A 19,846-nucleotide genomic window follows, 5' to 3' on the forward strand; every position below is an offset into this window, starting at 1 on the left:
GGGCTCTCAGCCTTACCGCCGCCGCCAACCCCGACCCCCCCCCCCCCCCCCCCGCACCCCCCACCGCCAGCACCTTGCCCCCTGCGGCGGCCGGGACCGTTGCGCGCTGTGTCAACATGCCAAGCGCGCGCAACAGATCCGGCGCCTGCGCGGGCAGGGCGAACGCGCGCGGGTTAGCGGGATCGGGCTGGTCGGTGACGACAAAGACGTTGTCGCTCGGGTGGGAGGGGTCGGTGTGGGGGTTGAAGGGGGCGTCGACAAGCAGCGCAAACGCTTTGTGCCTGCTGCGCTCGAGCGCTGCGGCGTCGCGGACCTCGACGACTGGGCGGCCGGTGGCGGCAGCGATGTGGAGGGCCTCTGGGTGCACGAGCGGGTGCTCGACGGCGACGACTACGGGACGGATTGCGGCGGTGGATTGCATGGCGCTAGCGTGCCCAGCAAAAACTAGCCGGTCAACGGCCGGTAGCCCGATTGTGGATAACTATTTTCTGCTGGCCCCGAAATGCCACCTGCCTGTGGATAACCGCTTGCGCGTGCAGGTCGTTTTTACTAACGCCGCCCCCTTCTAGGGCGCGGTACAAAAGGTCACCAGCAAAGTGTTGCTTGCAGATGGTCATCAACCGGGTAAACGCAACGAGACGATTTTCCTCGACGGCGGTTAGTGACCATTTGGTGGTTACCATTTGGAGGTCACCCGCGTCGCCCGGACGGCTACAATGACAGGGTATGGTTGCTCACGCTCAAGCACACGCCGCGGCGTTTTTTGACCTTGACAAGACGATTATCGCCACGTCGTCGGCGTTCGCCTTTGGCAAGGAGTTCCTCCACAACGGCATGATTAGCCGCAGCGAGGCGTGGGACATGTACTGGTCGAAGGTCTCCTACATGCTGGTCGGCCAGTCAAGCGACAAGATGGACAGCACCCGCGACTCGCTCGCGGAGATGGTCGCGGGCTGGGACGTCGACGACGTCGCCCGCATCACCGAGGCGACGATGCGCACCGTGGTCACCCCGGCTATTTACGCGGAGGCCCGCGAGCTGATCGACGAACATAAACGCGCAGGCCACGACGTGATCATCATCTCCGCTTCGGCAAAGATTTTGGTCGAGCCGATCGCGCGCGAACTCGGCGTGGACACCGTCGTTGCCACCGAGATGAGCATCGAAGACGGCAAGCTCACCGGCGAAATCACCAGCTACCTCAAGGGCGAGGCGAAGGCGGATGCCGTGCGCGCCTTCGCTGCGGACAACAGCTACGTTCTCCAGGAGAGCTTCGCCTACTCCGACTCGGCGACGGACATCCCCATGCTTTCGCTGGTGGGCCACCCCACCGCGGTAAACCCCGACCGGGCTTTGAAGAAGCACGCGCTGTCTCACGGATGGCCGATCCTGTCGTTTAAGAACCCCGAGCCGCTGATGCAAATGCCGAACGCGAAGGAGGTCACCATCGGCGCGGGCGTGGTGGCCGGTGTCGCGGCGCTCATCTTGGGCGCAACGCTGATCACCCGCTCACTGCACAAGGAGGTCAAAGGCCCGGATGCCACTGCGCAAGACGCGCAGTGAGCAGGCGCTGCGAATCGGTGTCAGCGGCGTGGTTGCCTTCCACCGTGCCACCCAACATCAACTGCCAACCGTTGCCCACCGCCTCTGCGTCCGGGAAGAAGACGTGGCCCGCGCCGGGATAGACGTGCGCCTCAACCCGTGGGTTCTGCTCCGCCAGCGCACGCGCCGCAACGTCAGAGGGCCACATTTGGTCGTCCTCGCCAGCGAACGCTAGGACGTTGCCGCCGAAGCTTGAGACGTCGATGCGCGCGTCGTCGCCCGCGGCGGCCGCCAACTGTTCGTAGACGCTCCGGTAGCTAGTTGGATAAGCGGTCATGCCTTCCCACATCATCTTCAGCCCCGTGCGCGCAGGCAGCGTGCGAAATGACGCGTACGGCAGCTCCTCGCCACGGTCGGTGAAAGATCCCCCGTTCATCCCGCCCGATGGATCCAGCCCGTTGTAGGTGTAGTGCGCCGGCGCGAAGGCCACCACGTTGTCCACCGGGTAGCCGTGCTCGGCGAGCAGCAGCGCGAACTCCGCGCCCTTCGACGACCCGATGACGGTCACCGGCCGCGGGTCGGCGATATGTGCGTCAATGTAGCTTTCCACCTCATCAAACTGCTCGAGGGGCACGCCCGCCAGCGCCGGCCGCTGGTTGTCTTGGCCGAAGAAATACAGGCTCAACACCTCATAACCGGCATCCGCGAGCTCAACCGCCCTGCCCAGCGCCGCCGACCCCTCCGACCCGCCGTAGGTCACCACCACACCTGCGTATTTGCGGTGGTCAGGCACTACATGGAACCCGTTGAGGTAGTCCCCCGCAATGGGGCTCACGCTTGACGACGCCCCCTTGATCTCCCCCTCCGCCCCCACCAAGTCAGTCGACTCCATCACCGGGAATCGGTTCGTATTCACGGCGCGAACGACTCCCACCACCACAGCGAACGCCAAGGCCACCATCAGAAGCCCCAACACTGCCTTACCTAGCCCGCGCAGAAGGTTCATACGCGTCATTAAACCAAAAAAATCTCACGTCACCGGGGCATGTATTGGGCACGGCAGCGAAATAGTGATTAGTCTTAGCTTGGATAACGCTTGAAAACGGCACTGTCGCTTAAGGAAGGTTAGAACAGTGAGCAAAGAAGGTCTCTACACTAGCGGCTCCACGGCCGTGTCCGCGAAGGTGGATTCGATCCCGCTGACCGACACCGGGGTGACCCAGCCGGGCAAGGACTCCATCGGCACCCTCATCTCCAACGCGTCTGAGCAGGTCTCCACCCTGGTCCGCGGCGAGATCGAGCTGGCCAAGGCTGAGATCGTCGGCGAGGTGAAGAAGGGTGCCCTCGGCGGCGGCCTGTTCGCCGCTGCCGGTGTCATCGCGCTTTACTCCACGTTCTTCCTCTTCTTCGCGCTCGCTGAGATGCTTGCTTCTTGGATGCACCGCGGCTGGGCTTTCCTGATCGTCTTCCTGATCATGCTGCTGCTCTCCGGTCTGCTGGCGTTCCTGGGCTTCCGCAAGCTGCGTCGCATCAAGGCTCCGGAGCGCACCATGGAGAGCGTCTCCGAGCTACGCAACCTGGTCCCGGGCCAGGCGCAGGAGAACCTGCGCAAGGACGAGTCCGGCCTTTACACCACCGCCCCGGTGGCAGCGCCGAACCCGGCTCCGACCCGCACCACCGCGCACGCTCACACCGAGCCGCGCCGCACCGCGCCGGTGAAGACCGTCAAGACGGTCACCACCGAAACCACCACCCGCGACGGTTCGACCGGCGGCTCCACCGCAGTGACCCGGAAGTAGGTCACCTCCCCCGCAGCATTACTCGCCCGCAGTCCTCACTAAGGACCGCGGGCGTTGCTCATTCCCAACACCCGCACAGGAGGTGACCAAAGACCGTGGCAGCCGCGCACTCCCCAAGTGTGGTGGAGCTTTCCGGAGACTTCACCCACCGCATGCTCCACACCCGCGGTGTCCGCCTGCACGCGGCCACGGCCGGGAACCACAACGACCCGCTTGTTGTGCTGATCCACGGCGCCTTCGGCGGCTGGTTCGACTTCAAGGACGTCGTTGCCCCGCTCGCCCGGCGCGGCTTCCACGTCGCGGCGTTGGATGTTCGCGGCTACGGCATGTCGGACAAGCCGGCTGCCCGCGCTGGGGATCTCCTCCACCTGCTCGCCGGTGACACCGCCGGGGCGATTCGAACGCTGGGGCACGCGGGTGCGACGCTGGTCGGCTCGGATACGGGCGCAGTGATTGCCCGCGCAACGGCTAGCCGCTACCCCACGCTGGCGACCGACGTGATCGTTCTTCCGCAGTCGTCGGGGCGCGCGGCTCGCGCGTCGCGGCTGCCCGCGCGGCTGCCGGCCAAAATCGCCGGCGCAAGTAACCACGCACTCGACGCGATGTGGCGGGCCAACCTGATGGCGGACACCACCGACGCCTTTCACCGCACCGGCCGCTTCAACGAGTTCCTCCAGTTACGCATTGCGGCGCGAGACATCGACAACGCGCTCCCCCACATCGCGGCGACGTCGCGCCTGCGCCCGCGCAAGTTGCCGGCGACGCCGGGGTTCGGCCCCGGCAACTTGCCCCACATCGAGGCGCCGGACGTGTTCGTGGACGCTGTGGCGCGCGCCCTGGCTGCCGGCGCCCGCTAGAGCGCCCCGACGCACACCTGCGTATCCACTGCCGCGGTGAGCCGCTCCACGTCCCCGATGCGGGAGCGGACTTGGTCGGCGGTGAGCGCGTAGCCCGTGTCGGATGAATCCAGGGACGCGCCGAAGATCATGCCCACCACGTCACCTGCGGGGTTCAGCAGCGGGCCGCCGGAGTTGCCCTGGCGGATCTCGCCGCGGATGACGTAGGCCTCGCGGTCGACACGCCCGCGGGCGTAAATGTCCGGGCCCGAGATACTTAGGCGACCGCGGATGCGGGCGGGGGCCGCTTCGAACGGCCCGGAGAGGGGGTAGCCCATGACGAGGGTGTCGTCGTTGAGCATCAAGGGCTCCTGCGCCCAGCGCAGCGGGTCGATGCCCAGCTTGTCGGCGCGCAGCACGGCGATGTCGACGTCCGGGTCGTAGTAGACGACCTCCGCCTTCTTCATCCCGAGCACCGTGTCGAGGGTGACCGCGTCGGTGCCGGCGACGACGTGCGCGTTGGTCAGCACGTAGTTGTCCGCGACCACGAACCCGGAACCGGTGAGCTTGCGCTGGCAGGTGCCGGCATCACCCATGACCTGCACGACGGCAGCGCGCACCGCCTCGACCACGTCGGGGTCGAGGACGTCTGGGTCGGGAGCCGCGACCTGCGCGCCGCGCGGCGGATCGAACGGGGAAACCAAAGGCGGCAGGCCGGACTCGTCGAGCATGGCCGCGAGCTTTGCCGGGACCTTGCCCACGCCGGCAGGTGCGGCCGCGTCGATTGCGGTGAAGACCTTGGAGCCGCGCACAGCGTCGCCGACCTGTCCCGGCAAGGCCGCGGCCAGAGGGATGGAGATGAACCACAGCACCAGCGCCATCGCCAGCGCCTGGAACCCGGCGCCGAAGAGCGAATCGACCCGGCGCGTGGTGCGGCTGCGGACGCTGCCGCGCACCTGCGCACCGGCTGCGGCGCCCGCGGCGTTGCCGACGCTGACGAACACAACCACGAGCGCGATGAGCAGCGCGACCCGTAGCGTGGTGGAGTCGGTCGCCGACAACGCGAACGGGGCGATCGCCAGCCCCACAATCAACCCGGAGACCACACCGACGGCCGTTATCACCGCGGCGAGCGCTCCGCGGCGCCAACCCCCAACAAGCGACAGGCCGATCACGATTACCAGGCCGATATCCAACAGCATCGCGGTTAACTTTCGTCGTTGCACGAACGCGCGAGCGCTTTGCGAAGGTCTTGGGGCTCCCGGTCCCACTCGCCGGCCCAGCCACCGGCGTCGAGCACCACCGACAGCAGCGCGCCGGTGAATCCCCAGATCAGGTAGCACCTCGCCCAGAACGCCGGACCCGACCACAGTTTCCAGCCGGCTTGGATGCGGTTTACCGGGTCCACCAGCTCGCGCACCGGGACGAAGAAGACGTCGTCGGTTTCGATCTCGCTGGCGGGGTGCACTGTGCCCGGGCTCGCCGAGTACGCCACCACAGGCCGCACGCGGCGGCGTGAACCGCCGGTTGTGACGGGGGCCATCACCGCAAGCGGCACCACGCGGTCGCGCTCGAGGGCGGTTTCCTCGTAGGCCTCACGAAGCGCGGCGTCGACGGGGCCGCGGTCGCCTGGGTCGATGCGGCCGCCTGGAAACGCCATCTGGCCGGAGTGGCTGCGCATCTTCGGGTGGCGGTGGGTGATGAGCACCGCGGCGTCGTCAGGCAACTGCTCCGCAGACGGATCCCCCGTGAACAGGATGAGTACCGCGGCCTCGTCGGCGCCGTTGCGCTGGGGCACCCGGCTGGCCAGCATGGTGCGCACACGCGTCGCGTGCTCCGGCTCGGCCAGCGCCGTCAGTAACGGTGCAAGCCACCGCGGGGCGCGCTCGGGCTGCAGGGCGACGTCGGCCATTTAGAGCACCTCCGCCACGGCAGCCGCCAGCGCGTCGGCGGAGTCGAAGGTGCGCGGGAACATCCCGACCTGCTCCTCACCCACGAAGACGAGCGTAATCGGCACAACACCCGGCAAGCCGAGCTCGCCGGCGAAGCGGCCGGTGTCGTCCTGGTAGCTGGCTAACGCAACACCCAACTCGTTGAGCAAAGCAGCCCCGCGGGCGGCGTCGGGATCCGCGTGCACGCCGACCACCTCGTACTGCGGGTTGGCGGCGGCGAACTGATCCAGCACCGGCAGCTCGCGCCGGCACGGATCGCACCACCACGCCCAGACGTTGACCACGCGGACCGCGTCTGCCGCGGGGCGCTCGCCGGCCTCGGAGCCGCCGAGGCACGGCAGGTCGACGCCGCCGGCGCCGCCTGGCAGGCAATCGGGCCGCCGCGGCACGGGCTGCACCGCGGGCGCGGCGGCAGAGTTTTCTGGCGCAGCATTCTCCCCGCCCCCGCCCGCGCCGCCGCGCAGCATCGCCGCAGCCCCTGCAACCACCAAGACGGTGGCCACCACGGCACCGGCCACGCTCAGCAGAACCTGGCGGTTCACTTGTCCCCCTCGTAGTCCGCCATCGCGAGGATGTGGTCGCGCTCAGCGCCTGTGACCAGCGCGGCGGCCTCGGCGGGCTCAGTAGGTCCCACCTGGCCGAAACTCGGGCAGTCGAACGCAACCGGGCACACCCCGCACGCCGCTTTGCGCGCGTGGCAGACGCGCCTGCCGTGGAAGATGATGCGGTGGGAGAACATGGTCCACTCGCTGCGTTCGATCAGGTCGCCTACGGCGTGTTCGATTTTGGTGGGATCGGTGGCGTCGGCAAGCATGAGCCTTTTGACCAACCGCTGGAAATGCGTGTCCACCGTCAGCCCCGGCAGCCCGAAAGCGTTGCCGCGGACTACGTGCGCCGTCTTGCGGCCGACGCCGGGCAAGGTGGTCAGGTCCTCGACCGCCACCGGCACCTCGCCGCCGAAATCCGTTACCAGCTTCTGCCCCAGCCCGATCACGTTCGCGGCCTTCGCGCGGAAGAACCCGGTCGGGCGGATGATCTCCTCCACCTCAGCTTGGTTGGCCTGCGCGTACGCCTCCGCAGTGGGGTATTTCGCAAACAAAGCGGGCGTGACCTGGTTGACCCGCACGTCGGTCGTCTGCGCCGAGAGCACCGTGGCAACGAGCAGCTCAAGCGGGTTGGTGAAATCCAGCTCCGCGTGCGCGTCAGGAAACGCCTCCGCCAGCGTGCGGTTGATGCGCCGCGCGCGCCGCACCCGCCCAAGGTCGGTCTCCTTGCCCTTCGCCGCAGGGTGCGTCCCCGGGCGCCGATGGGCTTTTTTGCTTATCGACGTCACCTTCAACACCCTACAATGACGACCATGATGATCCTCGCTGCCGTTTCCGTCCCGCTCGCCTTGGGCCTGTTCACCGTCGCGATGGAGCACATCGAGCGCCGAGTATGACCGTTTCCGCCCCAGCGCTGCAAACGTGTTGGTAATCTCAGTGAGGTCTATCTACAAGGAGGTTCAATGGAAGGCGTGCAGGAGACCCTTGCCCGTGCGGGCATCTTCCAGGGGGTGGACCCCGATGCGGTGGCCGAGCTGATCGAAGATATGGAGACGGTGACGTTCGCCCGCGGCACCACCATCTTCGACGAGGGCGAGCCGGGCGACCGGCTCTACATCATCGTTGAGGGCAAGGTGAAGCTTGCCCGCCACGCACCGGACGGCCGCGAGAACCTCTTGTCGGTGATGGGCCCGTCCGACATGTTCGGCGAGCTGTCCATCTTCGACCCGGGCCCGCGCACGTCCTCCGCCGTGTGCGTCACCGAGGTGACCGCGGCGACGATGGACTCGGTAATGCTGAAGAAGTGGATCGACGAGCACCCTGAGATCTCGCAGCAGCTGCTGCGCGTGCTGGCTCGCCGCCTGCGCCGCACCAACGCCTCACTGGCCGACCTGATCTTCACCGACGTTCCCGGCCGCGTGGCGAAGACGCTGCTGCAGCTGGCGAACCGCTTCGGCACCCAGGAAGGCGGCGCACTGCGCGTCAACCACGACCTGACGCAGGAAGAGATCGCCCAGCTCGTCGGCGCCTCCCGCGAGACGGTGAACAAGGCCCTTGCCACCTTCGCGCACCGCGGGTGGATCCGCCTCGAGGGCAAGAGCGTGCTCATCGTGGACACCGAGCACCTCGCCCGCCGCGCGCGGTAGGCGCTTTCGAAGCGCCTACGCCCTACCGCTCGCTGCTCAAGTACCGCAGCGCCACGCGGGTCGACTGCTCCGCGGCGCCGCGGAGCACCGGGTCAACGTCGTCGTAGATTGCGTCCACGATGGTGTTGATGTCTGCGTCCTCGCCGTGGGTCTTCAGGGCCTCGCGGATCTGCTCGAGGCGCTGGTTGCGGCGGTCGATGTACTTGCGGGCGAAAGCGGAGAGGTCCTCGCCGTCTGGGCCGTGGCCCGGCAACAGCGGCACGCCTGCTCCGGCCTCTTCGAGCTTGGCCAGCGATTCGAGGTAGGCGCCCAAGTCACCGTCGGTCTCGGAGATCATGGTGGTGTGGCGGCCGGCAATGGTGTCACCGGTGATGATGCCTTCCAGCTCGCTGTCTTCCGGGTCGCCGCCGTAGACGAAGAAGCAGACGGAATCGGAAGTGTGGCCCGGGGTGTGGACCACCTTCAGCTTCGGCGTGACGCCCTCGACGGAGACAACCTCGCCGTCCGTCAGCGCCTCAGCGCCCGAGCAGTACTGCGCGTCGAACGCGCGGATCGGCGCCCCGGTGAGCTGGCGGAAGCGCTCAGCGCCGTCGGCGTGGTCGTGGTGGCGGTGCGTGAGCAAGATCAAGGCAACTTTGTCCGCCTTCGCCTGCAGCACGTTGAGATGACCCTCATCGGCCGGGCCCGGATCGACGACGATGCTGTACCCGTCCTCCGGGTCGCGGACCACCCACGAGTTGGTGCCCTCAAGGGCCGCGTAGCTGGGGTTCGGCGCAAGCACAACGGCGGCCGAAGCCGTCACTGGGCGCAGCTGGCTGTAAGCGGGGTGTTTCATAGCACCTAGCCTACAGGGCCTGCCGCGCCACGTGCCGTTTTACGCCAGCTCCACCACGAGCTCGAGCTCGACCGGGGCGTCCAGCGGGAGCACCGCCACGCCCACGGCGGAACGGGCGTGGCTGCCGGCCTCGCCGAAAATCTCGCCGATGAGATCGGAAGCGCCGTTGATCACCTTCGGCTGGCCGGTGAACGACGGGTCGGAAGCAACGAAGCCGACGACCTTGACCACGCGGGCAACGTTATCCAAGCCCACGAGCGCATCCACCGCGGCCAGCGCGTTCAGCACCGCCTGGCGCGCGTAGCCCGCGGCCTCGTCCTCGCTCACCTCGGCGCCGACCTTGCCGGTGGCGGGCAGCACACCGTCCACGAACGGCAACTGTCCCGAAGTCCACACTTGGTTGCCGGCGCGCACGGCCGGCACGTAGGAGGCGACCGGCCTAGCTACGCCCGGAAGCTCAATGCCCAGCTCTTGCAGGCGGCTTAACCACGCAGCCATCTACTCGGCCTCGCGCTTCATGTACGCGACCATATTGTCGGGGGTTGGCCCTGGGGTGACGGTGACCAGTTCCCAGCCGTCTTCCCCCCAGGTATCCAGAATCTGCTTGGTTGCGTGCGTGAGCAGCGGCACGGTGGCGTATTCCCATTTCGTCATGGCGTCCACCCTACCGCGGCGCGGGCCCGCACCCGGCGGATTATTTACAGACCCTCAACCTCCGCGCCGGAGGCGAGGTGGGCAGCCCAATCGGTGACGTGCGGGTTCTTGCGCAGCACCGCGCGGCGCTGGCGCTCGGTCAGCCCGCCCCAGACGCCGAACTCCACCTTGTTGTCCAGCGCGTCCGCGCGGCACTCCGTCAGAACCGGGCAGTGGCGGCACACGGCGGCCGCCTTGCGCTGCTCAGCGCCCCGGACAAACAAGGCGTCCGGGTCGCCGCCGCGGCACTGGGCGCGGGTCACCCAATCCCCTCGATCGAATTCCAGGTGGCCAGAGGCGTTGCTCTTGCGGGCGGTGGTCAGCGTCGTGGTCATTACCAACCTCTTTCAAACGAGGATCCGCGCTCGCGCTAGTGAGGCTGCGGATGCTTGTAGAAGCGAATTTCTTCGATTCCCAACAGAATGCGGTACGCCTGTAAGTGTATTCACAGGTCTCAATTTCTGTCGAATGGATCACAATAATGGGGGGAGTGGTTCATTCCCCCACCGCACCGGCATCATTTACTGTAAAGAGCGTGTCTGCCTTACGGTCCCTAGGAAACCTGCTGGCCGCCATGGTGACGGCGGGGCTTGCGATGGCGATCTGCATCGCCCCGATCGCCGGCCTCGGCGGCATGGCGGTCGCGCGCACGGATGAGACGATGCAGTCCAACCTCTCGGACATGTCCGGCGGCGAGGTGCCCGGCGTGACCACCATTACGGACGTCAACGGCGACACCATCGCCTGGCTGTACAACCAGCGCCGCTACGAGGTGGCCAGCAACGAGATCTCTGACCACGTCAAGAACGCGCTTGTGAGCACGGAGGACCGCCGCTTTTACGAGCACGAAGGCGTGGACATGCAAGGCTTTGCCCGCGCGCTGGTGACAAACGTCTTGGCCGGCAGCGTGGAGCAGGGCGCGTCCACCATCAACCAGCAGTACGTGAAGAACTACCTGTGGCTGATCGACGCGGAAAGCGACGAGGACGCCAAGGCCGCCACCGAGCAGTCCATCCCGCGCAAGCTGCGCGAGATGCGCATGGCCTCCGACTTGGACAAGACGCTGGACAAGGACCAAATCCTCACCCGATACCTCAACCTGGTCAGCTTCGGCAACCACGCTTACGGCATCGAGGCCGCCGCCCGCACCTACTTCGACACCTCCGCCCAGCGCCTGAACCCGGGCCAGGCCGCACTTTTGGTCGGCCTGCTGCAGTCGGTGGAGTACTTGAACCCCTACACCAACCCGGAGGGCGCGAAACAGCGCCGCAACACGGTGTTGATGAACATGGCGGCCCAGGGCTACCTCCCGCAGGAAGAAGCAGACAGGTACGCCGCCACAGGCTTAGGAGTGCTCGAGAGGCCTTCGCTGCTTACCGACGGTTGCATCACCGCCGGAGACAACGGCTTCTTCTGCGACTACGCGCTGCGCTATCTGGCCGACAAGGGCTTAAGCCAAGAGGAGATCGAGCGCGGCTCCTACACCATCCAGACCACGCTCGACCCGGCCATTCAAGCCGCGGCAGTCGGCGCGGTGCGCAACAACGTCGCGCCGGAAACCCCCGGCGTTGCCAACGTGATCAACGTGGTGATGCCGGGCACCGATTCGCGCGACATCGCCGCCATGGCGTCGTCGCGCTACTACGGCCTCGACCTGGATCAGAGCCAGACGATCATGCCGCAGGCGTCGTCACTCGTGGGCAACGGTGCGGGATCCGTGTTCAAGATCTTCACCGCGGCTGCCGCGATCGAGCAGGGCTACGGCCTCGACACCGTGCTGGAGGTGCCTGCGCGCTCGGTGGTCTACGGCATGGGCAAGGGCGGCGCCGAGGGCTGCCCGCCGGACGCGTACTGCGTGGAAAACGCCGGCATCTACCCGCCGCGCATGACGCTGTCGGACGCGCTGGCGCAGTCGCCCAACACCACGTTCATTGAGCTGATCCAGCGCGTCGGCGTGGCACCGGTGGTGGATATCGCGGTGCGCTTGGGGCTCCGCTCCTACCTCGACGAGGGCACGTTCGGCGACGGCCGCTCCATCGCCGAAGCCGCCAAGGAAGAGAACATGGGCTCGTTCACCCTCGGCCCCACCCCGGTCAACGCACTGGAACTGTCCAACGTGGGCGCTACCTTGGCGTCGCGCGGCATGTGGTGCGAGCCGAACCCAATCAAATCCGTCACCGACGAGCACGGCCACCAGGTCTTCATCGACCGCCCCGCTTGCGAGCAGGCCCTCGACCCCGAGGTCGCGGGCGCGCTCGCCCAGGGCATGGCGCAAGATTCCACCAACGGCACCGCCGCCCGCGCCGCGGGCTTCAACGGCTGGACTGCCCCGGTTGCAGCGAAGACGGGCACCACCGAGTCGCACCAGTCCTCGGCGTTCCTCGGCTTCACCCGTGGCGTGGCCGCCGCGCCGTACATCTTCAACGACGGCACGCAGACAACCCCGCTGTGCACTGGGCCTGTGCGCCAGTGCCCGGTCGGCAACCTCTTCGGCGGCAACGAGGCCGCGGACACGTGGTTCCAAGCGGCTGCTTGGGTGCCGGGCGCGGCCTACGCGGGTCTGCCGGAATCCTCGTGGACGTACCGCAAGGGCACCCGGCGCGCAGCGCTGGATGAGACGATCGGCATGCAGTCCGCCGCTGCCCGCGCCAAGCTGGAGGCTCAGGGCTTCACGGTCACGGTGGTGACGGTCAGCGGCGGCGGCGCGCCGGTGGGCGAAGTTGTTTCCGCGGAAGCGAGCGACCCCAACCTCTCGCGCGGCTCGGTGATCACGCTGAACATCTCCGACGGCACGGGCACCCCCACCTCGTCACCCACCACCACAACGGGCACGCCGACGACAACCCCGGGCACGGCAACCAGCACGCCCGCCTCCCCCACGGGCACGGCCGCGGTTCCCACCCCCACAGAACCGGCGCTCGACCTCGATGACTTGCAGCGCCAATTCAGCGACGTCACCGAGGGCATCGCCGGCATCTTTAACTAGCTCAGGCGAGCCTTGACCGCCTCGGAGATGCGCTTGCCGTCTGCACGCCCGGCGGCCTGAGCAGTCGCCTCCTTCATCACCTGGCCCATCTGTGCCATGGAGGTGGCGCCGGTGGAGGTGACGGCTGCGTCGACAAGCGAAGCTAGCTCCTCGTCATCCAACTGCTTCGGCTGGTACTCCTCCAGGATCGCTGCCTCGGCGAGCTCCTGGGTGGCGAGATCCTCCCGGCCGTTGGTCTGGTAAATCTCGGCGGATTCGCGGCGCTTCTTAATTTCGCGCGCGATGATCTTCTGGATCTCCTCGTCATCAACCTCGTGCTTGGAGCCCTCGGTCTCGGCGGTCTGGATCGCGGCGAGCAGCATGCGGATGGTGCCCGTGCGCTCCTTCTCCTTCGCCTTCATCGCTTCTTTCAGGTCGGCGCGGATCTGGTCTTTCAATTCACTCATGGGCTCGAGCGTAGTTGAGCGGTACAGTCGACGGGATGAAGCGCACCCGCCCGATCGCCGCCGTAGGAGCATTAGGCTTATCGACGCTCACCTACTCCCACCTCCAAACCCGATCGTTTGTCCTCCAGCAGTACGACCTCGAGCTCCTCGCACCGGGCGCGCTCCCGCGCGGCAAGGACTCGTTCGACATCCTGCACGTCTCCGACCTGCACATGATCCCCGGCCAGCGGGAGAAGGTCGACTTCGTCTCCGGCCTGGCCAAGCTCGAGCCGGACTTGGTGATCAACACCGGCGACAACCTTTCTGACGCTGCGGCCGTGCCGTGGGTCCTTGACGCGCTGGACCCGCTGCTGTCGCGCCCCGGCGCTTTCGTCTTCGGCACCAACGACTACTGGGCGCCGCGGCCGGTCAACCCGCTGAAGTACCTCACCGGGGCAAAGCGCACGCCGTCGTACGTCGACCTGCCGTGGCAGGGCATGCGCGCGGCGTTCATCGAGCGCGGCTGGCGCGACGCAACGCACGCCCGCCTCGAGTTCAAGGCGTCGGACGTGCGCCTGGCGATCACCGGCGTGGACGACCCCCACCACGACCTCGACGACTACGCACAGGTCGCCGGCGCCCCCAACGCGGATGCCGACCTCACCATCGGCCTCCTGCACGCGCCGTACCGCCGCGTCCTCGACCAGTTTGAGGCCGACGGTTACCAGCTCGCGCTCGCCGGGCACACGCACGGCGGGCAGATCCGCCTGCCGGGCGGCCGCGCCATAGTGACGAACGCGGACATCGACCGCGAGCGCGCCTCCGGCCTGCACGTCTACGGGTCGATGTGGATGGAAGTCTCCCAGGGGCTTGGCCAATCTAAGTACGCACCGGTGCGCTTGTTCTGCCCGCCCGCGGCGTCTCTCATCCGCGTCACCGAGCGTTCGAAGTAGCCTTGAACTGGCGTTTTGGTTCGTGAGAGCGCCGCGAGTACGCTGTATCGAGTACCGCGGAGCTTCTCCGAAAGTACAACCGGGATATGGCGCAGCTTGGTAGCGCGCTTCGTTCGGGACGAAGAGGTCGCAGGTTCAAATCCTGTTATCCCGACCAACAACCTCCAGGGTTTATGCCTTGGAGGTTTTCTTTTGCCTACGCCGGTGTAACCCTCGGCCGGCGCTTAGCGTTCTAACAAGTGACCCCTTACTGACCAAAGAAGGAGCCACCCATGTCCACGCCCCGTCTTGCCCTCGCGACCGCGGTCGCGCTAGGCCTAACCACGATCGCCTCTCCTGCCCACGCCGCCACCCTCGGCGATCGCACGCCCACAAACGAGTGCCGCGTCACCCTCACCGCCGACGAGCAGAGGTTCGCACGACAGCTTTTCGACGACCGCGCCAAGTTCGGCGAACACGAACGCGCCCGCGACGAGATCGCCGCGATTGAGCAGGTCTTCCCCGCCGCGAAGCCGGTCGGCGACCACCTCTTCGCCGCAGGCAAGCCCAAGGCCGGCACCGTATGGACGATCGCAGCAGCGGACCGCGCGGGGTTGGAAAAGGCGGGGTTAGGGGCTTCGCTTATCGACGCCTACGCCAACGCCCACCTCGACCAACTCTGGCACCAGCCCATCAAGAACCCCTCCGACGTGACCAAGGAAGACATCGACCTGGCTAACTGGAAGGTGAAGGCCGACTCGAGCGGGGCCAACCAGTCCGCTCGGATCGCGACGGTATTCCCAGTGAAGGACCCGTCGACGGTGGACAAGGAGACCCTGGCCAAGCTGACGGACGCGTGGGTCGCTACCCCCACCGGCGAGTACTCCAAGCGCGAGAACGCGTTTAACTCGGCGCAGAAGCAGGCCGCGCAGGCCTGCGCGCTGGGCACCAGCAAGGTGGTCGCCTTCCCTGAGCAGCAGGGCGATCTCACCGGACCGGGTCTTGGAGTCGGGTCAGTGAGCTCCGAGGGCAGCCGCTTCGACATCATCGCGGGCGTAGTGATCACGATCGTCGTGGCGATCGCGGGCCTGATCGCCGCCGTGCCGCAGATCCGTGAGGCGTTCGCCTCGCTGCTGCCGAAGAGCTAGGAAGCGTTAGGAGCGGGGCTCGATCTCGCTCTCAACGACCCACTTGTGCCGCTTCATCGTCATGTCGGGGCTGTCGATGTCGACCATGTACACCGTCTCGTCGGTGGAGGACACGATGGTCGCCTCCGCACCCTCCATGCCTTGCATGTGGTTGGCGAGGATGGTTTTGGTGGTGCCGTCGGCAAGCAACTGCTCCCCCGCATCCTCCAGCTCCTCCTGCACAACCCACTTGTGGTCGCGCACGGGCTCGCCGCCGTCCGTCGGGGTGTAATCGATGGCGTAGGTGTAGGTGTCGAACGCGCCGGAGATCGTCGCGTTGGCGCCGTCCATGCCTGGCATGTGGTCAGCGGTGAGCGTGACCTCGGTGCCGACCGGGTACTTCGGGTTCGCCGCCTCCTTGATGCCGGCAGGTGCCGGGCCGCCGTCCTCCGGGTGGTCGTGGGCTGCGTGGTCGGTGTTGTCCTGCGTCATCGTGGCCTCCGTTTCAGTGGTGGTGTCCGTCGTCGAGCAAGCGGCCGCGCCGGTGAATGCGAGCGCGGCCACTGCCGCGGTTGCGAGAGTGCGTGCTGTTGTTTTTACCATGTGCCCCACTGTACGCGTGCGTGAAAACGCGAAACACCCTGCGGAAACCGGTTGGTCACCGCAGGGTGTTGGCGTGAAGCTAGCGCTTGGGGTTAGCGGCTGCTCGAGCCCGCGATCGGGCCGAGGAGCGCGTCAACCTGGAACGGGAAGATCAGCGCGATGATGCTGAACAGCGCCGTCAGGCCGGTCAGGCCAGCGAGGATCCAGAGGATGATGCTGGAGGCGGAGGAGCCGGTGGCCGGCTGCTCGACCGGCTTCTCAGTCTCCCACTTGGTGCCGAGATTGACCGCGCCGTTGGTGTTCAACGCGTCGATGCCGAGCGCCTTGTTCACGGCGAAGAAGATGTCGGTCTGGTCGATCTGGCCGGTGATGTTCGCAGCACCCGGGCCGGAGGCCGCGATGCGCAGCTGAGCGCCGGTGTGCTCCTGGCCGCCGAGGGCATCCTTGTCCTCGTTGGTCTTGGAGGTAGCGAAGTTCACCGTCATGTCGGAACCGTCGGCGGTGCGCAGCTTCGTGGTGCGGCCGGCGGTCACGGCGTCGTTGTAAGTGATCTGCGCGGTGTGAGCGTGATCAGCGGTAGCGATGATCAGCGTCGGCTCCCCAGTCTTCTCAACCCACTGCTGCACTGTCTGGACAGCCTCGTCGAGCTGGCCAACCTCACCGATCAGGCCGCAGGCGTCAGCCTGGTGGTCGGCCTTGTCCGGGGAAGCAGACTCGACCTGGAGCAGGAAGCCCTTGTCGTTCTGCAGCAGCTCAAGCGCCTTGGTGGTCATCGCGCCCAGGCGCGGGGTCTCCGCAGTGAACTCCGGGTTCGCCTCACAGACGGCGGCATCCGCCTTGGCGCCCTCCAGGGTCGGGATGGTCTGCTGCAGCGTGCGCGGCATGTTGCCCTCCGAGAAGAGGCCCAGAACCGGCTTGTCAGCGTTCGCCTCAGAGATGGCCTCGAGCTCAGCTGCGTTGGTCACAACCTGGTAGTTGTTGTCCTTCGCGTTCTCGAGCACGGACTTGCCGGCGGTCCAGGTGGTCTGGTCCCACTTGCCACCCTTGACCACCTCGGTGTCGAAGTACTTGCGGCCGCCGCCGAGCGTGACGTCTGCACGCAGGTCCACCAGCTGCTCGGAGATGGAGCCGAGGCCGCCGTTCTCGCGTGCGTCCTCAGCGCCGACGACCTTCTTGTCGCCCGACGGCGCGTAGTAGGAGCGCTTCCGCGAGTGCACAGCGAACGCGGCCGGGGTAGCGTCCTGGATCTCAGAGGTGGTGACGTTACCGATCTTCAGGCCGTTGGCCTTCGCCAGCTCACCCAGGGTCGGAACCGGCTTGCCGGCGTTGTCCACGCCAAGCGCACCGTTGTAGGTCTTCACACCGGAGTTCCAGCCGGTGCCGGAGGCAGCGGAGTCGGTGACGTAGTTCGGCAGACCGCTCTCCTTGTCCAGCGCCCAGGTGGTCTGGTAGCCGGTGTAGTCGAGGGTGTCGAGGCCGTCGAAGCGGCCTGCGGAGCCCTTGAGGTAGTTGCGAGCAGCAGTGATTTCGGAGTCGCCGGTGCCGTCGCCGATCAGCAGCACGACGTTCTTCGCCTTGTCGTTGTCGATACCCTGACCCTCGGTGCCGAACTGCGCACAATCGCCAACCTTCGGGGCCTGGCCAGCGGAGACCATGTAGCAGAGCTGGTCGCCCGGCTTTGCAGAGCGACGGTTAGCAAGGTTCATCACCTTGTTGCCCTTGTTGATCTCCCACGGTTCCTGGCCACCCTCGGTACCACCGTTGAGGCCAAGCGCGTTGGCCATAACGTAGAACGCGTCGGTCTGGTCCAGCTGGCCGTTGACGTTCTCGGAGCCCGGACCGAAGCCCGCGATGCGCACCTGGGCGCCGGTGTGCTGCATGGAACCAGTCTTGAACTTGCCGTCCTCCACGGTCCACGGCTGGGTGCCGAAGCCGACGGACATGATCGCACCGCCGTCCTTGGGCGACTGCAGACGGGTAATGGCGGAGACAGACTCTTCACCATCCGGCACAATCTCAGCGGTGTGGGCGTGGTCGGCGGTGACCACAACGAGGGTGTTGCCGTCTTCCTTGGCAAAGTCAAGGGCTTCCTTGATTACCTCGTCGATCTGCTCGGTCTCGCCGATCATGCCGCAGGCGTCAGAGGCGTGGTCAGCCTTGTCGATGGAAGCGGACTCAACCTGAAGGAAGAAGCCCTTCTCTGCGTTCTTGTCATCCAGCAGCTCGATTGCCTTCTTGGTCATCTCTGCTGCGGTCGGCTCGTTGCCGGTGTCCTGCAGCTTGCACTCCTGCGGCTGCTGGTCCTTAGCGTGGCCCGGCACGGTGGGCTCGTAGCGACGGGTCATGTTGCCGTCATTGAACAGGCCCAGAACCGGGTTGTCCTGGTTAGCGAACTGGATCTTCTCCAGGCCTTCCTTGTCGTCGACAACGGTGAAGCCCTTCGCAATAGCGTTCTCGCGAACGGACTTGCCCGCTTCCCAGTCAGCACCGCCGTCGTTCTTCTCGGTCAAGAACGGGTTACGGTTCTCGCCGCCTTCCTGAACCTCGGTGTCGAAGTACTTGCGGCCGCCACCCAGAGTGACGTCGGCGCGGGTGTCGATCAACTGCTCGGAGATGGAGCCGAGGCCGCCGTTCTCGCGGGCCTCTTCGCCCTTGACAACCTTCCTGTCACCAGACGGAGCGTAGAACCCGCGCTGCGAGATGTGCGAGCCCAACGCGCCCGGGGTCGCGTCCTGGATCTCGGAGGTGGTCACGTTACCGGTGCGCATGCCGGCGTTCTTCGCCATCTCGAGGAGGTTCTCGTGCGGCTTGCCCTCGATGTCCACGGACAGCGCGCCGTTGTAGGTCTTCACACCAGCGGACCAGCCGGTTGCGGACGCAGCCGAGTCAGTCACGTACTGGCGCTGGCCGTCCTTGCCCACAGCGAAGGTGGTGTACGCGCCGGATGCGGTCAACTCGTCGAGACCCTCGAAGCGGCCGTTGGCGCCCTTCAGGTAGTTGCGGGCTGCGGTGATCTCCTGGTGGCCCATGCCGTCGCCCAGGATGAAGATGACGTTGCGGGCCTGAGCGTCGGTGTTGCCCTGGCCGCCCTTGCCGAACTGGGTGCAATCGCCCGGCTGCGGAGCGCGGATGTTGCCGTTGGAATCGATGGTGATGCAGGACTCTTTGCCGTTGAATGCCTGCTCCGCCGGTGCGGCGAGAGCGGCGGGCAGGTTCGACATCGCGAGCGCGGAAGCGCTGACAATGGCGGCTGCTGCCTTGCTGGAGAAGCGCATGAGAACTCTTTCTTCGAAAAAGCTGGTGAGGATGAAAGCAATCGGTTTTTAAACCGATAGGTAACCTATCCCCAGATAATTGCCAGCAAACGGCATCTAAGTGAACTTTACGTTACAGCGCCGTTTGGCCAGCTCAGAGGTTCTTTTTAATTCTTCTCTAATGAAAACAGTTCCCAGTTAGCGGTAGATTCCAACTAACCCATCACCATCGGCATCGCAACAACCGCAGCACCGACAACTGCGACCAACGCCAGCAGCACACCGATGACAATCCCAGCGGAGCTCGACCCGCCACCGCTTGGCGCAGGCGCGTTCGACGCCGTGGACGTTGTCGGCGACGTCTTTGTCGGCGTCTTCGTCGGCGTCGTCTGGGTGGATTTAGTGGTGGTGGAGGACGGCGCGGGGGCTTTCTCCGTCGTCGGCACCGCAGTCACCGGTGTTCCGGTCACCGCGGGATCTAGGGCGCGCGGCGCATTCTTCGACTTATCAAGAGTGAAGGTGCGGGTTCCCGATGGTTCCCGCACTGTGAATTCGGGGATAACCTGGGCCTTTTGCCCGTCCGTCAGCTCCACGGTGTAGGTGACGTTGTAGCCCTTGGTGTCGGTCGGGTTGGACACCGTGCGAACTCCAAGACGCGCCCGAGCACCATC

20 protein-coding genes, 1 tRNA gene and 1 pseudogene are annotated in these 19,846 nt (G+C 66.3%); 8 read left to right on the plus strand and 14 right to left on the minus strand.

Annotated elements, in window-relative coordinates:
* Positions 1 to 421, minus strand: a pseudogene (locus V6D40_RS10205) (septum site-determining protein Ssd); the annotation flags it as partial.
* Between the two features lie 305 nt (positions 422 to 726).
* Here V6D40_RS10205 and V6D40_RS10210 point away from each other — a divergent pair.
* A complete protein-coding gene (locus tag V6D40_RS10210; protein WP_334290259.1) occupies positions 727 to 1,563 on the plus strand; it encodes an HAD family hydrolase in 837 nt (278 codons plus the stop codon).
* On the opposite strand, the gene V6D40_RS10215 is transcribed toward V6D40_RS10210, so the two are convergent.
* Positions 1,526 to 2,557, minus strand: a complete 1,032-nt coding sequence (locus tag V6D40_RS10215; protein ID WP_334290260.1) for a dienelactone hydrolase family protein — start codon at positions 2,555 to 2,557, stop codon at positions 1,526 to 1,528. The two genes, V6D40_RS10210 and V6D40_RS10215, sit on opposite strands and share 38 nt — an antisense overlap.
* A gap of 118 nt (positions 2,558 to 2,675) precedes the next feature.
* On the opposite strand from V6D40_RS10215, the gene V6D40_RS10220 reads away from it, so the two are divergent.
* Both V6D40_RS10220 and V6D40_RS10225 read left to right on the plus strand, forming a co-directional pair.
* Positions 2,676 to 3,341, plus strand: coding sequence for a phage holin family protein (locus tag V6D40_RS10220; RefSeq protein ID WP_334290261.1), 666 nt, complete (start codon positions 2,676 to 2,678; stop codon positions 3,339 to 3,341).
* Positions 3,342 to 3,436: 95 nt separating this feature from the next.
* The gene (locus tag V6D40_RS10225) at positions 3,437 to 4,198 is read left to right on the plus strand and encodes an alpha/beta fold hydrolase (RefSeq protein WP_334290262.1); all 762 of its coding nucleotides are present in this window, start codon (positions 3,437 to 3,439) and stop codon (positions 4,196 to 4,198) included.
* Here V6D40_RS10225 and V6D40_RS10230 read toward each other — a convergent pair.
* From V6D40_RS10230 to nth, 4 genes are read right to left on the minus strand one after another with little or no spacing between them, the layout of a single operon-like run.
* Positions 4,195 to 5,379 (minus strand): MarP family serine protease, encoded by a 1,185-nt coding sequence (locus tag V6D40_RS10230; RefSeq protein WP_334290263.1) that lies wholly within the window; start codon positions 5,377 to 5,379, stop codon positions 4,195 to 4,197. The genes V6D40_RS10225 and V6D40_RS10230 overlap by 4 nt on opposite strands.
* Before the next feature lie 5 nt (positions 5,380 to 5,384).
* Positions 5,385 to 6,089 carry an NUDIX hydrolase gene (locus V6D40_RS10235; RefSeq protein WP_334290264.1) on the minus strand — a complete coding sequence of 235 codons (705 nt, stop codon included), beginning with the start codon at positions 6,087 to 6,089 and terminating at the stop codon, positions 5,385 to 5,387.
* Complete coding sequence (locus tag V6D40_RS10240; protein ID WP_334290265.1) at positions 6,090 to 6,671, minus strand: TlpA family protein disulfide reductase; 582 nt, start codon at positions 6,669 to 6,671, stop codon at positions 6,090 to 6,092.
* Positions 6,668 to 7,381, minus strand: coding sequence for an endonuclease III (gene nth, locus V6D40_RS10245; RefSeq protein ID WP_334290292.1), 714 nt, complete (start codon positions 7,379 to 7,381; stop codon positions 6,668 to 6,670). The genes V6D40_RS10240 and nth overlap by 4 nt, the downstream gene beginning before the upstream one ends.
* A gap of 255 nt (positions 7,382 to 7,636) precedes the next feature.
* Here nth and glxR point away from each other — a divergent pair, with 255 nt between their 5' ends.
* Positions 7,637 to 8,320 carry a CRP-like cAMP-activated global transcriptional regulator GlxR gene (gene glxR / locus V6D40_RS10250; RefSeq protein WP_334290266.1) on the plus strand — a complete coding sequence of 228 codons (684 nt, stop codon included), beginning with the start codon at positions 7,637 to 7,639 and terminating at the stop codon, positions 8,318 to 8,320.
* A gap of 22 nt (positions 8,321 to 8,342) precedes the next feature.
* Here glxR and V6D40_RS10255 read toward each other — a convergent pair whose 3' ends face one another.
* The 4 genes from V6D40_RS10255 to V6D40_RS10270 are packed head-to-tail and all read right to left on the minus strand — an operon-like array spanning position 8,343 to position 10,183.
* The gene (locus tag V6D40_RS10255) at positions 8,343 to 9,155 is read right to left on the minus strand and encodes an MBL fold metallo-hydrolase (protein WP_334290267.1); all 813 of its coding nucleotides are present in this window, start codon (positions 9,153 to 9,155) and stop codon (positions 8,343 to 8,345) included.
* 39 nt (positions 9,156 to 9,194) lie between these two features.
* Positions 9,195 to 9,653, minus strand: coding sequence for a RidA family protein (locus tag V6D40_RS10260; protein WP_334290268.1), 459 nt, complete (start codon positions 9,651 to 9,653; stop codon positions 9,195 to 9,197).
* Complete coding sequence (locus V6D40_RS10265) at positions 9,654 to 9,809, minus strand: DUF4177 domain-containing protein (protein ID WP_334290269.1); 156 nt, start codon at positions 9,807 to 9,809, stop codon at positions 9,654 to 9,656.
* A gap of 44 nt (positions 9,810 to 9,853) precedes the next feature.
* Positions 9,854 to 10,183: a WhiB family transcriptional regulator gene (locus tag V6D40_RS10270; RefSeq protein ID WP_334290270.1), complete on the minus strand. Its 330-nt coding sequence runs from the start codon at positions 10,181 to 10,183 to the stop codon at positions 9,854 to 9,856.
* Positions 10,184 to 10,383: 200 nt separating this feature from the next.
* Here V6D40_RS10270 and V6D40_RS10275 point away from each other — a divergent pair, with 200 nt between their 5' ends.
* Positions 10,384 to 12,834 carry a transglycosylase domain-containing protein gene (locus V6D40_RS10275; protein WP_334290271.1) on the plus strand — a complete coding sequence of 817 codons (2,451 nt, stop codon included), beginning with the start codon at positions 10,384 to 10,386 and terminating at the stop codon, positions 12,832 to 12,834.
* On the opposite strand, the gene V6D40_RS10280 is transcribed toward V6D40_RS10275, so the two are convergent.
* Positions 12,831 to 13,280 (minus strand): GatB/YqeY domain-containing protein, encoded by a 450-nt coding sequence (locus V6D40_RS10280; RefSeq protein WP_334290272.1) that lies wholly within the window; start codon positions 13,278 to 13,280, stop codon positions 12,831 to 12,833. The two genes, V6D40_RS10275 and V6D40_RS10280, sit on opposite strands and share 4 nt — an antisense overlap.
* 35 nt (positions 13,281 to 13,315) lie before the next feature.
* Between V6D40_RS10280 and V6D40_RS10285 the strand changes: the two genes are divergently transcribed.
* The 3 genes from V6D40_RS10285 to V6D40_RS10295 all read left to right on the plus strand — a co-directional run bounded on the left by V6D40_RS10285 (position 13,316) and on the right by V6D40_RS10295 (position 15,339).
* A complete protein-coding gene (locus tag V6D40_RS10285) occupies positions 13,316 to 14,212 on the plus strand; it encodes a metallophosphoesterase (protein ID WP_334290273.1) in 897 nt (298 codons plus the stop codon).
* An 80-nt stretch (positions 14,213 to 14,292) separates the two neighbouring features.
* A tRNA-Pro gene (locus V6D40_RS10290) sits at positions 14,293 to 14,369 on the plus strand.
* 115 nt (positions 14,370 to 14,484) lie between these two features.
* Positions 14,485 to 15,339, plus strand: a complete 855-nt coding sequence (locus V6D40_RS10295) for a hypothetical protein (protein ID WP_334290274.1) — start codon at positions 14,485 to 14,487, stop codon at positions 15,337 to 15,339.
* 6 nt (positions 15,340 to 15,345) lie between these two features.
* On the opposite strand, the gene V6D40_RS10300 is transcribed toward V6D40_RS10295, so the two are convergent.
* The 3 genes from V6D40_RS10300 to V6D40_RS10310 form a co-directional block, all read right to left on the minus strand.
* Positions 15,346 to 15,921, minus strand: a complete 576-nt coding sequence (locus V6D40_RS10300) for a YdhK family protein (RefSeq protein ID WP_334290275.1) — start codon at positions 15,919 to 15,921, stop codon at positions 15,346 to 15,348.
* Between the two features lie 92 nt (positions 15,922 to 16,013).
* Complete coding sequence (locus tag V6D40_RS10305) at positions 16,014 to 19,196, minus strand: alkaline phosphatase (RefSeq protein ID WP_334290276.1); 3,183 nt, start codon at positions 19,194 to 19,196, stop codon at positions 16,014 to 16,016.
* 194 nt (positions 19,197 to 19,390) lie between these two features.
* A complete protein-coding gene (locus V6D40_RS10310; RefSeq protein ID WP_334290277.1) occupies positions 19,391 to 19,813 on the minus strand; it encodes a hypothetical protein in 423 nt (140 codons plus the stop codon).
* Positions 19,814 to 19,846: the final 33 nt, after the last annotated feature.

The sequence above is a fragment of the Corynebacterium sp. Marseille-Q4381 genome (assembly GCF_036881695.1).
In the GTDB taxonomy this organism is placed as follows: Bacteria; Actinomycetota; Actinomycetes; order Mycobacteriales; family Mycobacteriaceae; genus Corynebacterium.